This is a genomic window from Mycobacterium sp. (genome assembly GCF_035274705.1).
GTDB lineage: Bacteria > Actinomycetota > Actinomycetes > Mycobacteriales > Mycobacteriaceae > Mycobacterium.
This window is the reverse complement of record NZ_DATENY010000029.1, coordinates 21,410-35,861: the sequence shown is the minus strand read 5'-3', so window position 1 is coordinate 35,861 and position 14,452 is coordinate 21,410. Positions and strand designations below refer to the sequence as shown.

11 protein-coding genes are annotated in these 14,452 nt (G+C 65.2%); 3 read left to right on the top strand and 8 right to left on the bottom strand.

Features of this window, described 5'->3' with window-relative positions; genetic code table 11:
• Positions 1-4: 4 nt before the first annotated feature.
• The 3 genes from secA2 to VJV41_RS07625 all read right to left on the bottom strand — a co-directional run bounded on the left by secA2 (position 5) and on the right by VJV41_RS07625 (position 5,102).
• Entirely contained in the window at positions 5-2,350 is a 2,346-nt protein-coding gene (gene secA2 / locus VJV41_RS07635) for an accessory Sec system translocase SecA2 (RefSeq protein ID WP_325332690.1), read from the bottom strand.
• 113 nt (positions 2,351-2,463) lie between these two features.
• Positions 2,464-3,303, bottom strand: a complete 840-nt coding sequence (locus VJV41_RS07630; protein WP_325332689.1) for a GNAT family N-acetyltransferase — start codon at positions 3,301-3,303, stop codon at positions 2,464-2,466.
• Between the two features lie 152 nt (positions 3,304-3,455).
• The gene (locus VJV41_RS07625) at positions 3,456-5,102 is read right to left on the bottom strand and encodes an acetolactate synthase (protein ID WP_325332688.1); all 1,647 of its coding nucleotides are present in this window, start codon (positions 5,100-5,102) and stop codon (positions 3,456-3,458) included.
• Between the two features lie 20 nt (positions 5,103-5,122).
• Between VJV41_RS07625 and VJV41_RS07620 the strand changes: the two genes are divergently transcribed.
• From VJV41_RS07620 to VJV41_RS07610, 3 genes are read left to right on the top strand one after another with little or no spacing between them, the layout of a single operon-like run.
• Positions 5,123-6,802 carry an FAD-dependent monooxygenase gene (locus tag VJV41_RS07620; RefSeq protein WP_325332687.1) on the top strand — a complete coding sequence of 560 codons (1,680 nt, stop codon included), beginning with the start codon at positions 5,123-5,125 and terminating at the stop codon, positions 6,800-6,802.
• 15 nt (positions 6,803-6,817) lie between these two features.
• Positions 6,818-8,707, top strand: coding sequence for an ABC transporter ATP-binding protein/permease (locus VJV41_RS07615; RefSeq protein WP_325332686.1), 1,890 nt, complete (start codon positions 6,818-6,820; stop codon positions 8,705-8,707).
• A 46-nt stretch (positions 8,708-8,753) separates the two neighbouring features.
• Positions 8,754-10,667 (top strand): ABC transporter ATP-binding protein/permease, encoded by a 1,914-nt coding sequence (locus VJV41_RS07610; protein WP_325332685.1) that lies wholly within the window; start codon positions 8,754-8,756, stop codon positions 10,665-10,667.
• On the opposite strand, the gene VJV41_RS07605 is transcribed toward VJV41_RS07610, so the two are convergent.
• The 5 genes from VJV41_RS07605 to VJV41_RS07585 form a co-directional block, all read right to left on the bottom strand.
• The gene (locus tag VJV41_RS07605; protein WP_325332684.1) at positions 10,664-12,115 is read right to left on the bottom strand and encodes an FAD-binding protein; all 1,452 of its coding nucleotides are present in this window, start codon (positions 12,113-12,115) and stop codon (positions 10,664-10,666) included. The two genes, VJV41_RS07610 and VJV41_RS07605, sit on opposite strands and share 4 nt — an antisense overlap.
• The gene (locus VJV41_RS07600) at positions 12,112-12,588 is read right to left on the bottom strand and encodes a VOC family protein (RefSeq protein ID WP_325332683.1); all 477 of its coding nucleotides are present in this window, start codon (positions 12,586-12,588) and stop codon (positions 12,112-12,114) included. Before VJV41_RS07600 ends, VJV41_RS07605 begins: the two co-directional genes overlap by 4 nt.
• Before the next feature lie 45 nt (positions 12,589-12,633).
• Positions 12,634-13,278 (bottom strand): SRPBCC domain-containing protein, encoded by a 645-nt coding sequence (locus tag VJV41_RS07595; protein WP_325332682.1) that lies wholly within the window; start codon positions 13,276-13,278, stop codon positions 12,634-12,636.
• Positions 13,275-13,613: a metalloregulator ArsR/SmtB family transcription factor gene (locus tag VJV41_RS07590; RefSeq protein WP_325332681.1), complete on the bottom strand. Its 339-nt coding sequence runs from the start codon at positions 13,611-13,613 to the stop codon at positions 13,275-13,277. Before VJV41_RS07590 ends, VJV41_RS07595 begins: the two co-directional genes overlap by 4 nt.
• A 131-nt stretch (positions 13,614-13,744) precedes the next feature.
• Positions 13,745-14,425, bottom strand: coding sequence for a TetR/AcrR family transcriptional regulator (locus VJV41_RS07585; RefSeq protein WP_325332680.1), 681 nt, complete (start codon positions 14,423-14,425; stop codon positions 13,745-13,747).
• Between the last annotated feature and the right edge of the window lie 27 nt (positions 14,426-14,452).

Below are 14,452 nucleotides of genomic sequence, written 5' to 3'. Positions count from 1 at the left end.
AAACCTATCGGAACACGCCTGGCAGGCTCAGCGCTGACAACGTGTCGTCGTTGAGCGGGTTGTCGTGGACCATGTACGTCCACGTCGACGTCGGCCGCGCCAGCTTGGACAGATCGACGCCGGGCTCGTCCTCGATGGACGCCGCGGTGTCGAAGGTCTGCTGGGCTGCCTCGATCGCGTCAGCGGCCAGTGATGCGAACGCGTCGACGGCCATGCGGTGGAACTCGTCGAGCGGGTTCTGCCGGCCGAGCGCGCGAAGGTGGATGCTCTCGCGGATGTCGGCCAGATACGCCAGATGGTCTGCCCAGCCGCGGTCCAGGTGATACAGCATGATCAGCCGGCAGATCTTCTCCAGCTTCTCTTCGCCCTCCTCCAAGCCGAAATCGTCGACCAGCTCTTCGTAGCGCTTCGGCGACAGCTCCGCGAGCTCTTCGCGCGCGGTTGGCGTGCGCAGCAGCGTCTCGCGGCGCTCCACCAGGATCGCGCGCTGCTGGGCGATCAGCTGGTTGTAGCGCCAGGTGTTGGCGTGCACGTCGAGCAGCCTGCCTTCGGCCACCCGTTGGGCGTGGTCGAGCAGGGTGGCCGCCTTGGGACCGACGATGCGGCCGTCCCCCTTTTCCGAGTCGGTCTGGGTCGGGAGCTTGTTCGGTTCGAGGTGGGCGACGACGACGTCGTCTTCCCAGCTGGAGAAGAACACCGACGATCCGGGGTCACCCTGACGTCCGGCGCGACCGCGCAGCTGATTGTCGAGGCGCTCAGTGTTGTGGCGGCCGGTGCCGATGACGTGCAGGCCGCCGAGTTCGGCGACCTCGTCGTGGTCGGCTTCGTCAGAGCCGCCGAGCCGGATGTCGGTGCCACGACCGGCCATCTGCGTGGACACCGTGACCGAACCCAGCTTGCCCGCCTCGGCGATGACGGCGGCTTCCTCGGCGTCGTTCTTCGCGTTGAGCACCACCGCGGGGATGCCGTGCTTGAGCAGCCGCTCGTGCAGCTCCTCGGACTCCGCGACGTCGCGGGTGCCCACCAGCACCGGCTGACGGGTCTCGTGGATTTCTCTGATGTGCTCGACGATCGCGTCGTTCTTGGCGGCCGCGGTGATGTACACCCGGTCGGCCTCGTCTTCGCGAATGTTTGGAGCATTCGGCGGAATTGGCGAGACGCCGAGTTTGTAGAACTGACGCAGCTGCTCGCCTGCGGCCAGCGCGGTGCCGGTCATGCCGCACACCGTCGGGTATCTGTTGATCAGCGCCTGCACCGTGATGCTGTCGAGCACCTCGCCGGTCTCGGTGGTCTCAATACCTTCCTTGGCCTCGACGGCGGCCTGCAGGCCGTCGGGCCAGCGCTGCAATTGGGCGATGCGGCCGCGGGAGGCGTTGATCAGATGCACGGCGTCGTCGCGGACGATGTAGTGCACGTCGCGTTGCAGCAGCACGTGGGCGTGCAGTGCGACGTTGACCTCGGTGAGCGTGGTGCCGACGTGCTCCTCGGAGTACAGGTCGATGCCGCCGAGTTTGGCCTCGAGTTTCTGCGCGCCGGACTCCGTGAGGTGAACGTTGCGGCCGTCGGCGTCGGTGTCGTAGTCCTTGCCCGCGATGAGTTCGCCGACGAGCCGGATGATCTCCACCTTCGGTGTCTCGCGATGCGACGTTCCGGCCAGCACCAGCGGCACTAGGGCCTCATCGACGAGAACCGAGTCGGCCTCGTCGATCAGCGCCACGTCGGGGTTCGGCGACACCAGGTCCTCGACATCGGTGACCAGCTGGTCGCGCAGCACGTCGAAGCCGACCTCGTTGACCGACGCGTAGGTGATGTTGCTCTGATACGCCTTGCGCCGCTGCTCAGCGGTGGAGTCGGCGGTGATCCACCCGACCGTGAGGCCGAGAGCCTCGATCAGGGGACCCATCCACTCGGCGTCGCGGCGGGCCAGGTAGTCGTTGATGGTGATGACGTGCACGCTGCGCCCGCCGAGCGCATAGCCGGCCGCTGCGATCGCGCCCGACAGCGTCTTGCCTTCACCGGTGGCCATTTCGATCACGTCGCCGGCCAGCATCCGCAGCGCGCCCTGCAGCTGAACGTCGAACGGGCGCAGGGTGGTCGTCCGCTCGGAGGCCTCCCGTGCGATCGCTAAGAACTGTGGGATGTCCGACGATTCGGCCAGGTCGTCCAGATTGAGTAGTCCGGCGGCCTTGTGCAGCTGCTCGTCATCGAGGTCGGCGGCCTTCTCGTCGAACTCGGCCGACGCGCGAACCTGCGCCATCGAATGCTCTTGATCCCTGTCGGCGCTGGCGCCGAGCAGCTTCCAGAACCGATTGCTGACACGGCCTGAGGTGCGGGTCTTCGTCTTCGCCACACCGTCACGGTACGCGGCCTCCCTCTCCCCGCGAGTGACCGTGTCTGCACACAGACACGCCGTGGGAGGTGTGCATTGTGCGGTCGTCCCCTACTCACGTGTGGGCCCACGCGTCAGGCGAGAGTCCCAAAGTCGATTCGTATGCTGTCAACGACGGGTTCGAAGCCGATGCGTTGATAAATGGCGTTGGACGTTGGGTTCGCCAGGTCGGCGAAGAGCACGACGTCTACGGTGCCGCTGCGGTGGGCGAGCTCGGCGGCCGCAGCGGTGACAGCGGAGCCGTATCCGTGGCCCCGGAGGTCCTGTGGCGTGAAGACCGGGCCGATGCGAGAGACGCCCGCTGCGGGTGCACGCAGCATGGCCATGCTGACTGCGGACCCGTCGACGTCGCACAACACAAACCGGTCGCCGACCTGGTTCGCGTTGGCGATGAATCGCTCACCCGCCGCGTCGTCGCGAACGTGGCTAAACGTTTCTTCGAAGAAGAGTTCCACCCAGTCCACCAACAGGGCCCGGTCACCGCCGGTCGCGAGTCGCGCTGTGCCGGCCACACCGTTCGGCTTGCACAACGTCCCCAAGCGATAAAGCCGCTCTTCGGTGGTGATCGTTCCGGCTCGCCCTGTGACACCGCGCCACGAGTCGGCAAACGCGACCGCAGTGTTTCGGACACCGCGCACGCCGTCGAGATTCGGGCACAGCGCAGCCAGGTCCGCAACGACCGAAGCCATCGCAGCGAGAGGGATTCCATTGCACGCCAACGGATATGGTGGCGTTTGCAATGCCGCGCCGACGGCGGTGCCGCCGTCCCATACCGTCATCAGAAGCGAATCTTCGGGAAACTTGTTCGCACCAAGCAGCGTCAACTCGATGGTATGCGCGATCGGGTCACGTCGGTAGACGGGCTCCGCGATGGCACGGAACTCGTCGACTGACGGATGTAGTCGCACCTCCACACCACCAGCATGGGCACCAATGCCGAACGCGTCCAGTGAATTTCGTAGCGCTCGTGGGCCGCGAGCGCCCCCATTTGTACGGACTTCCTCGGCGTGTCGTGTGCAAACACGGTCGTCCCCTACTCACGTGTGGGCCCACGCGGGGGGAAGGGCTAGGCCAGGTTGGACCGGCGCGGGTAGGCAACGGTCGGGTCGGTCAGCGCGTTCACCACGGCGGGCAGACCCGACGAGAAAGCCCGCTCCAGCGCGGGCCGCAGCTCGGCCGGCGTCGACACCAATTCCCCGTGCCCGCCGAGTGCCTTCACCACTTCGTCGTAGCGGGTGCCCGGCCGCAAGTCGGCAACCACTGAGTAGCCGTACAGCATCTCCATCGGATGCTTCTCCAAAGCCCAGATGCCATTGTTGCCGATCACCGACACCACCTGAACCCCGTGGCGCACCAGCGTGTCCCATTCCATCCCGGAGAACCCGAATGCGCCGTCGCCCTGCAACAGCACGACCTGTCGATCCGGCCGTGCCAGCTTGGCGGCCAACGCATATCCCGGCCCGGAACCCAGACAGCCGAACGGTCCGCTGTCCAACCACGCACCCGGCACATAGCTGTCGATAACGCGTCCGGCGTACGAGCCGAAGTCGCCTGCGTCGATCACGACGATCGCGTCGCGGTCCAGCAGCGGGGACAGCTCGGCGTAGAGCCGCATCGGGTGCAGTGGCGTGCGGTCGTCGATCAGCTCCGCTTGTTCGGCGGCCCGCGCCGCGGTCTCCACGGCCCGCAGCTCTCCGATCCATGCTTCGTGGTCGGCGGACTTCCCGGTCGCCAACGCCGACAGGATCGTCGTCAGGTCGCCATAGAGTCCCGCGGCAACCTCACGCGGATGCGGCCTCTCGGGCGCGACGCGGTCGGCGACGATCAGCTTGGTCTGGGCGCCGAACACCCCGCCGAAGCCGAGCCGGAAGTCCATCGGCACACCAATTACGAGCGCAACGTCGGCCTCCCCCAACGCTTTTGAGCGTGCGCGTGAGAACGCGAGTTCGTGGTCGGCCGGAACGGTGCCGCGCGCCATGCCGTTCATCAACACCGGGATACGCAGCGCCTCAGCCAGATTCAGCAGCGCCGACTCCGCGTGACCCCACCACACGTTGGTGCCCGCCATGATCACGGGACGCTGCGCTTCGGACAACAGCCGCGCAGCGGTGTCCAACGCGTTGCCATCCGCCGTGACCGCCATCGGCGCATCACAGAGTGCGCCCGGCCCTCCGGCGTCGTGGGCCTCACCGAACACGTGGTCCATCGGGAAGTCCACGAACGCCACCCCCGTAGACCCTCCAGTCGCACCTACGGCTGCCCTCAACGCGTCGTCGATCAGTGACCCCACCGCATCGGCCGACTGCGCGGTCGCGGCGAACCGCGTCAGTGGCGCCACGAACGGCACGTGGTCAATCTCCTGCAGCGACCCCTGCCCCCAGCGCAGCGCCGGCGCGCGGCCGCCGAGCACCACCAGTGGCGACTGGTTCTGCTGGGCGGCGGCCATCGCACTCATGCCGTTGGTGATGCCCGGACCGGCGGTCAGCGCCGCCACCCCGGGCACCCGGGTGACCTTCGACCAGCCTTCGGCGGCGAATGCGGCGGTCTGCTCATGGCGGGTATCGATCAGCCGGATGTTTTCGGCGCGGCAGCCGTCGTATATCGAAAACAGGTGCCCGCCGGACAAAGTGAAGATCGTGTCGATGCCGCTGGCCTTGAGCCTGCGGGCGATCAGATGTCCGGCGTTGACCGTAACGGGAGCGTCGATGCTCATTGCCGAAGCATAATCACGCAGTGGCTGCCACCCCAGAAACTCAAGTCCTCATTGCCGGCGCGGGGCCCATCGGCCTGACCGCAGCCATCGAACTCGCCCGACGCGGTATCGACTGCCGCATTGTCGACCCGCTGCGCGAGCCTCCGCTGTACGCGAAAGCCGTTGGTGTGCAACCCCGCACGCTCGAAGTGTTCGAAGGCATGGGCGTCCTGCGCCGCATACTCGACGCGGCCATCCAAATGCGCGGTCAGATCGTGTACGTCAACGGCGAAAAGACCGCGCAGCTCGACCTGGCCTTGCCCGCCGACGTTCCATTCGGCTTCATCGCGATCCCGCAATACGCCACCGAAAAGATCCTGCGCGACGAACTCGCCATGCACGGTGTACACGTCGAGCGCGGAGTACCGCTGACCGGGTTCAGCCAGGACGACGACGGCGTGACCGCCACGCTTGATGTCGACGAGGGCCCGCGGACCGTGCGCGCCGCCTATCTGGTCGGCGCCGACGGGGCACACAGCACCGTGCGCAAGGCGCTTGGCCTGACGTTCGAAGGCGCGGCGTTCGAAGAGCAGTACATGCTCGGCGATGTCGAGGTGGACTGGTCCATCCCGCCCGGCTACGGCGTCCGGGCGATGCACCAGACCGACGGCAAGACCGACGACCTGCTGGTATGCATCCCGCTGCCCCAGACTGATGCTCTTCGCGCAAGCGCTCATCCTGATGCTCTTCGCGCAAGCGCTCATCGCCGCCGCAGCCGGTACCGCATGTCGATGCTCGTCCCCGACGAGCTGAGCGCCGCATCGACAACCGGCGTCGCGCATGGTTTCGAGGGCGGACGCAAACCCGAACTGCACCACATCCAGGCCGTGCTGGACCGGCTCTCCCCCGAACCGACGACCGTCCGCAACCTGCGCTGGTCCTCGGTGTTCCGCATCAGCCATCGCATCGTCGACACCTATGGCCGCGGCCGCGTCTTCGTCGCCGGCGACGCCGCGCACATCCACCCGCCGACCGGCGCGCAGGGCATGAACACCGGCATCCAGGACGCTCACAACCTGGCGTGGAAGTTGGCGCTCGCGGTCGAAGGGCATGCCGCCGACGGCCTGCTCGACAGCTACGACGCCGAACGCAGGCCTGTCGGCGAGGAGGTCGTCGGCCGCACGGTGCGCAGTGCGCGCGAGGGCATCGGCGCCGACTCGACCGATCCCACCTTCGTCATCCGCCGCGAAGGACAGCTACTCATCGACTACGCGGGTAGTCCGATCGTGGCCGGAGCCGCTGGGTCGGCTACATCGGGCCCTGTCGGCGCGGGTGCCAGAGCACCGGACGCGACGGGCCTGACCCGGGACGCGGTCACCGGTCCGCTGCGGCTGTTCGACCTGCTGGGCCGCCGCGAGCACACGTTGTTGCTCTACGCGCCAGACGGCCCCGTCGACGTCGAGGTGCTAGAGCGGACCGCGGCCGCCGCAATCAAGGCAAGTCACGGCCTGATGGACGTGTACCTGATCGCGGCACCGGATGCAGACGTCACCGCCACCGACGTGCCGTTGATCAGGGATTCAGCTGGCGAGTTCGCCAAGGCCTACGAGGCTTCCGGTCCGTCGTCATACGTCGTACGCCCGGACGGCTACCTGGGTCTTTCCCGAGCTGACGTCGACGCCCATCCTCTCGTCGCTCACCTGCGGGCTACGTTCGCCTAGAGGGAGGGGGCGCCGATGACCACGTTCAGGCCGTCGATCGACTGGAGCCACGAGGTCTTCAACTCAGGTGTATGGGTGCTAGAGGTGTTCGTGCTCACCGCGGTGTGCATGATCGTGGTGCTCGCCGTGATCGGACGGTTCACCGAGTGGGGACGCCAGTTCTGGCGCGTCAGCGGTGAGTACTTCAAGGGCAGGCAGAGCCTGCCCGTATGGGCGCTGCTGGCCGTGCTGCTGGTGTCGTCGATCCTATCGGTTCGGATCAGTGTGCTGCTCAGCTATCAGGTCAACGATTTGTTCACCGCCCTTCAGGTCGCGTTCCAGGGTGAGTCGTCGAGAATGACTGGCATACACGGGTTTTGGACGACGATGGGTGTGTTCGCCGTCCTGGCCACCTGTTATGTCATAAGGCTGCTCGCCGACCTATACGTAACGCAGCGGTTCATCATGCGGTGGCGAATCTGGTTGAGCCGCCGCTTCATCGACGGTTGGCTCGGCGATTTCGCATACTTCCGCAGTCAGTTTTCGCGTCAGCCGATCGACAATCCCGACCAACGCATCCAGCAGGACATCGACATCTTCACCGCGGGTGTGGGCGGTCAGGCCAACAACCCTGCGAACCATTCGGGCAATACATTGCTGTTCGGCGCCGTCGAGGCTGTGCTGTCGGTGTTTTCGTTCGGCGTGATCCTGTGGCGGCTCTCCGGCCCGCTTACGTTGGCCGGCTTCACGATCCCCAAAGCGCTGTTCTGGATCGTCATCGCGTACGTGTTCGCGGTCACCATCGTCGCGTTCGTCATCGGCCGGCCCTTGATCCGGCTGAGCTTCTTGAACGAACTTCGCAATGCCGGCTTCCGGTATGCGCTGGTGCGGGTGAGGGATGCGAGCGCTGCCATCGGCCTGTACCGCGGTGAGAACGTCGAACGCAGCCTTCTCACCGGCCGACTGTTGTCGGTGATGGACAACTACCGCAACTGGCTGAACCGCGTGGTGCTGTTCACGGGCTGGAACCTGTCGGTGGGTCAAGCGATCAACCCGCTGCCGTGGCTGGTTCAGGCGCAACGGCTCTTCGCCCACCAGATCTCGTTCGGTGACGTATGGCAGTCCTCAACCGCGTTCGGCGCGATCCACGATTCGCTGTCCTTCTTCCGCAATGCATACGACCAGTTCGCGAGTTATCGGGCGGCGATCATCCGTCTGGACGGGCTGGTCGACGAGAACTCGCGCGCCGGGGCGTTCACTGCCGTCACGACCGTCGTCTCGGCCGACGGCGGCCTTCGGGTCGACGGCGTCGAAGTCCGCACACCCGACGGCGAGCCACTCGTGCGCAGCCTGGATCTCAGCCTCGATCCCGGCGACGCGTTGTTGATCAGCGGTCGGTCGGGTATCGGCAAGACCGTCCTCCTGCAGAGCCTCGCTGGACTGTGGCCGTTCGTATCCGGCCGTGTGCACCTTCCATCGAGGAGGGAAGACGCGATGTTCGTGCCGCAGCTGCCCTACATTCCCCTCGGCGACCTGCGCGCCGCCGTGTCATACCCGCACGCCGACGGCGAGCTCACCGATCGGCAGATCCAGCAGGCCATGGTCCAGGTCGCCCTGTCGCATCTGGTCATCCGGCTCAACGAGGCCCGCGACTGGGCCAAAGCGCTCTCGGTCGGCGAGCAGCAGCGAATCGCGTTCGCGCGAATTCTCTTGAGCCGGCCGCGTGCGGTGTTCCTCGACGAATCGACCTCGGCGATGGACGAGGGCCTCGAGCTGATGCTCTACGAACTGATCCGTGCCGAGCTACCGGACACCATTCTGGTCAGCGTGAGTCACCGCACCACGCTGGAGCAATTCCACGGCCATCAGCTCGAGCTTGTCGGCGACGGAGACTGGCGGCTCGACCGACTCACCACCGCTGGTTGACGCCTCCAGGCACGCTGCTAATAGCGAGTCGAGGTACCTTGCCGGAATGGATATGTTCACCCCAACGCTTGACTGGGGCAACGAGCTGACGGCATCGCTGTGGTGGATCGCCCAGGCGTGGGCGATCGCGGCCGTGGCGACCCTGATAATCCTGGTGCTGATCGCCAGGTTCACCGTGTGGGGCAGGCAGTTCTGGCGCATCACGGGCGAGTACTTCAAGGGCCCGGAGAGCGTCAGAATTTGGATCTGGCTGGGAGTCCTGTTGCTCTCCGTCATCGCCGGCGTTCGCATCGACGTGCTCCTCAGCTACCAGGGCAACGACTTGATGACCAGCTTGCAGGTGGTTGCCCAGGGCATAACGGGTAACGACCAAGCCGTTAAAGACTCCGGCAAGGACGGCTTCTGGATATCCACCCTGATCTTCTGCATCTTGGTCACCATCCACGTCGCACGGGTGATGCTGGATCTGTTCCTCACGCAGCGGTTCATGCTGAGGTGGCGTGCCTGGTTGACCGATCGGCTCACCGGCGACTGGCTTGATGGAAAGGCGTACTACCGCGCCCGGTTCATCGACGACACGATCGACAACCCGGATCAGCGCATTCAGCAAGACGTCGACATCTTCACCGCGGGTGTAGGGCCGCTGCCCAACACTCCCAACAACACGTCGGGCGCCACGCTGCTGTTCGGCGCGGTCGAGGCGATCGCATCGATGATTTCCTTCGCCGCGATCCTGTGGAATCTGTCCGGCACACTCACGCTGCCCATCGTCGGGGTCGCCATTCCGAGGGCGTTGTTCTGGTTCCTGATCGCCTATGTGCTCGTCGCCACAGTTATCGCGTTCTGGATCGGCAGGCCGATCATCTGGCTTTCCTTCAGGAACGAGAAGTTCAACGCCGCGTTCCGCTACGCGTTGGTGCGATTGCGCGATGCGTCCGAGGCGGTCGCCTTCTACCGTGGCGAGGTGGCCGAGCGTACAGGGCTGCGGCGGCTCTTCGCGCCCGTCGTCGACAACTACAAGCGCTACCTGAACCGGATGGTTGGCTTCTACGGCTGGAACCTGACGATGAGCCAGATCATCGTGCTGCCGCCAAGTGTCTTGCAGTTCAAGCGGTTTTACGACGGGCAGATTCAGCTCGGTGACATCACGCAAACCTCGTCGGCGTTCAGCAATATTCAGACCGGGTTGTCGTTCTTCCGTAACGCCTACGACCAGTTCGCCGGGTACCGGGCCGCGATCATCCGCCTTCACGGCCTTGTGGTCGCCAACGAAGAAGGTCGGGCGCTGCCGGAAGTGACGACCTCGGCCTGTGTCGACGGCACGGTCCAGCTCGACGACATCGAGGTTCGCACACCCGACGGGCGCCAGCTCGTCAAGCCGCTCGACATGCGACTCGAGATCGGCGATTCATTGGTCATCACGGGCCCGTCGGGCAGCGGCAAGACCACGCTCTTGCGAAGCTTGGCGGAGTTGTGGCCGTTCTGCTCGGGCACGCTGACCAGACCGTGCGGCCCCAACGAGACCATGTTCCTGTCGCAGCTGCCTTACGTCCCGCTCGGCGACCTGCGCGCAGTCGTGTCCTATCCGAACGAGGAGGGGGCGATAAGCGACACCGTTCTGCGGGACGTCTTGGTCAAAGTCGCGCTCCCAAATCTCGTCAACAGGCTCGACGAGGTTCAGGACTGGGCCAAGGTGCTCTCACCGGGTGAGCAGCAGCGCATCGCGTTCGCCCGCGTGCTGTTGACCAAGCCCAAGGCCGTCTTCCTCGACGAGTCGACTTCGGCGTTGGACGAAGGCCTCGAACTGACGCTGTACGAGCTCGTCCGCAGCGAGCTTCCGGACACGATCCTGGTCAGCGTCAGTCACCGCAGTTCGGTCGAACAGCATCACGACAAGCAACTGCGCCTTCTCGGCGAAGGCGAATGGCGTTTGGACCCTGTCGAATCCGTGCCGGTTTAGCGCAACGAGGCCGCGTGCGCCCCGGCGCGGCGGCCGAAGAACGAACCCTCGCCCAGCTGCGTTCCGCTGGCGTAGCCCTTGCCGTCCTGGGCGATGTTCGACGCGCACGCGCCGGACGCATACAGGCCGGGAACTACGCTGCCGTCCTCGCGGAGCACCTGACCGTCGACGCTGGTGGCCAATCCGCCGACGGTGAAGCCCGAGTACATCGCATGCCCTAGCGACAGGTCGAATGCGCCCCATGGTCCTTTGTCTTGCGGCGCAAGGAATTCCGGCTGCTTGTGAAAGTCCGGATCTTCACCGCGCGCGGCAAACTCGTTGTACCGGTTCAGCGTGGCCACCAGCTTCCCCTGCGGAATGCCAAGCGCCGCTTCCATTTCCTCGACGGTCTCCCATCCGTCGATGAACTTGATCAGCGGTATCTCCGGGCGCTCCATATGCGCCTCGTCAACGATCAGATACGCCGCACTGTCGGGCTGGTCCATCACGAAACCCGAAGTCCGCGAATGGTAAGAGTCTTCGGTGACGAACCGCTCGCCCAGCTTGTTGACGATAATCCCGGTCAGCAGGATCGACGGCGGATAGACCGGAGCGGTGATGAACGCCTGATCCATGTGCTTGGTGGCGCCGCCGGCCGAAACGCCAAGCCGGATGCCGAGCCCGTCGTCGTAGGTATTGCCGAGCACGAACGGCTTTTCGGCCAGCTTCGGCGTGTATTGGGCGACCATGTCGGGATTCATCACGAAGCCGCCGGCCGCGATCACCACGGCCTTGGCCCGGATCGCACCACTGTCTTGGAAATGCTTCCACGTCACGCCGACGACCGCGCCATCGTCGAGAACCAGTGCGCTGGCCCCAGTCTCATAGCGGATCTGCACGCCCAGGTTGTCGGCGCGCTTGAGCAGCAGGTCGATCACCATGCTGGCGCCTCCGGTATCGCCGGGCACCGGCACCTTGTGCCCGCGCGGCGCGGGAACCGCCTGATCCTTGTACGGCCAGACCTTCTCGTTGCCGGTGAACATCAGGCCTTCGGTGTTGGGCTGGATCACCGCCTTCTGTGGGTAATAGCTGCGCTCGAACTGAAAACCCAAGTCCTCCAACCAGTTGAAGTGTTCGACGCTGCCCTCGCTATAGGCCCTGATCTTGTCGTGCTCGGGTTCGCGCGACACGGCGACGAGGTACTTGTGCATCTCCTCGGCGCTGTCGGCGTGGCCGGTGGCCTGCTGCACCGCGGTTCCTCCGCCGAGATAGAAGTGCCCGCCGGCCATCGCCGTCGTGCCGCCGGCGGCCGCAGCACGTTCGAGCACCAGCACCCGCGCACCCGCCGCGGCGGCGCTGACCGCCGCGCAGCCACCAGCGATGCCGAACCCGATGACCACGACGTCGAACTCGTCAGACCACGACGTCACGTCGGCCGCACTGACGGTTTCCGGAATCTGGCTGGTCACGCTTGCTCCTGTTTCACGTAGTCGAAGAACGCCCGGATCTCGGGCGAGATATGGGCGATTTCGATGTACGGCACGCCTGCCTGCGCGGCGGAGACGTAGGCGAACTCGATTCCGCCGGGCATCACGCCACGCTGCACCACCTCGGCGTCGCGCTCGTCGAGCGCGGCTTGAACGTCGTCGGCCTCGATGCAGATGTGGTGTAAACCAGGTCCGCAGCGGTCGAGGAACTCGGTGTAGATGCTCTCACCGCACACCGGTGCGATCAGTTCGAGTTGGGTGTCACCGGCATAGCTCAGCGAGATGTCGGCGATGAAGTCCGCGGGCTCGCCGCGGTACGTGCATGACTCCGGGCCGAAGTGGACGCCCGCCATCCTGATCCACTTCTTGGCACCCAACAACGCGGTCAGCGTCGTTTCTGTGGCGTCGAGGTCCTGCGTCACCCAGGCAATCTGGACAGGTGTCTGGTCGGGCATCGCCTTGAGAATATCGCCGACGTCGCGCTCTGGCTAGAACGTGTTCTAGTTTAGTTCCTCGCCCAGGTAGGCCTTGAGGCATCGATCGGCCAACGCCCTCGCCCCCGCGGGATCCTCTCCAGCGGCGACGTTCGCGGCGTACCACTCTTCGCCGGACATCGTCAGGAAGTGGCGACCGTCCTCGGTGCCCGTCCACTGCTGCCCGAACGACGGGTCGATGGATTCGCCGGTGCTCAGGTGGATGGCCAGCCCGAGCACCATGGAATCCCAGCCGATCCCCATGGCGCCAGGGCCGAACTCGCACCAGATCTCGTCGTCCGCCTTGACGATGTGTTCGATTACCAAACGCGCCCGGTCGGGACCCTCGCCCTTGATGCTGACGTCGATCCAGCTGACATTGCCGCCGTACTCCCAGGTGGCGGCAAAGTTTTCCGGCGGATCGCACGACAGGATGGTCCCGCTGGCGTGGCCCTCCAGCTGGTAGGAGCCGCCAACCTTCAGGTCGCCGGAAATCGGCAGGAACCACCGCGGAATGCGGTCGATATTGGTGACCGCATCCCAGAGGTCTGCCGGGTCGGTGCCGTAGGACTGACTGACGGTGATGACGTGCGCCTCGCCGGTGTCGATCGTGCGGGTCCCGACGTCGCGCTGAACAGCCTTGACCTGGTGGTCCACGTCGATCTCAATCATGTTGCGCCCCTTTGTTGTTGCCGTTTACCGCGTGCGACTTCCGTGGCCAACGCGTCCAGGCGTGGTGTCCAGAACCGGCGAAATGCGCTGAGCCATTCGTCGACATCGCGCATTGCGTTGCCGTTTACCGCATACAGCCGCCGCTGTCCATCAGGGCGGACCGACGCAAATCCATTGTCCCGCAATACTTTCAGATGTTGCGAGACGGCGGGCTGGCTGATCGTGAACTCGTCCTGGATGACGGTGCCGATGACGCCCGCCGGCATCTCACCGTCGGCGAGCAGTTCGAGGATTCGGCGCCGCACCGGGTCACCGAGAACGTCGAACGCGTGCACACTCGATAAGATAGAGCTACGCCTTATATAAGTCAAGACTTTATCTTGTGTGACGAACGTTCCGTACCGCACGAAATTTCGCTCAAATTTCGTGCGGTACGGAACGTTCGCGGGCGGAGCGCCGCCAGCCGCTACGCGGTTAGCATGTCGATCAGCAACCGCACCTGAACGTCGAACACGGCCCCCGGTTCTGTGAGGGTGTCCGCGCCGTACTGGCCGAATATCTCAAGGCTGATCGCTCCGACCAAACCCGCCCACAAGACGAAGCCCTTCGCTACCGCCGAGTCGTCACCGGGAAAGTCGAATTCGGCGCGCAGCCGATCGAAATCGGATGACAAGGATTGGGGCACAGCCATTTTCATCTTCGGTATGTCGCCGCCGGCAATACCAGCCGCGATCGCGTCGAACAACGCACCGACCACCCGAGTGCCCGGGCCAACCGTGCGCTCCCTCGGAGCGTGATACCCGGGCACCGGGCTGCCATACAGCAGTGCCCAGCGGGCCGGCTGCTCAGTCGCCCATTGCCGCACCGCGTATCCGATGGCCGTCACCTCGTCACGCCATGACCCATCGACCCCGTCACGCGCACGGTCGACGGCGTCGGCCAGTTCTGAATAGGCGTCGACCAGAAGCAATGTCAGCAGGTCGTCGCGATTGGCGACGTAGCGGTACACCGCCGAAGACACCATGCCGAGGTCGCGCGCGATCGCCCGCAGCGAGAGCCCGGCGGCGCCCTCGGTGACCAGATGGCGCCGGCCGAGCTCGATGATCTGCTTTTCGATGCGCTCGCGGGTCTCCTGTCGCTTGCCCATTGCCCCAGTGTGACACAAACCGAGATC

What these genes read in the sequence shown, in the direction of transcription:
- VJV41_RS07625 (WP_325332688.1), bottom strand. Translation starts at nt 5,102, where the DNA reads ATGAGCATCGACGCTCCCGTTACGGTCAACGCCGGACATCTGATCGCC.
- VJV41_RS07615 (WP_325332686.1), top strand. Translation starts at nt 6,818, where the DNA reads ATGACCACGTTCAGGCCGTCGATCGACTGGAGCCACGAGGTCTTCAAC.
- VJV41_RS07610 (WP_325332685.1), top strand. Translation starts at nt 8,754, where the DNA reads ATGGATATGTTCACCCCAACGCTTGACTGGGGCAACGAGCTGACGGCA.
- VJV41_RS07600 (WP_325332683.1), bottom strand. Translation starts at nt 12,588, where the DNA reads ATGCCCGACCAGACACCTGTCCAGATTGCCTGGGTGACGCAGGACCTC.
- VJV41_RS07595 (WP_325332682.1), bottom strand. Translation starts at nt 13,278, where the DNA reads ATGATTGAGATCGACGTGGACCACCAGGTCAAGGCTGTTCAGCGCGAC.
- VJV41_RS07585 (WP_325332680.1), bottom strand. Translation starts at nt 14,425, where the DNA reads ATGGGCAAGCGACAGGAGACCCGCGAGCGCATCGAAAAGCAGATCATC.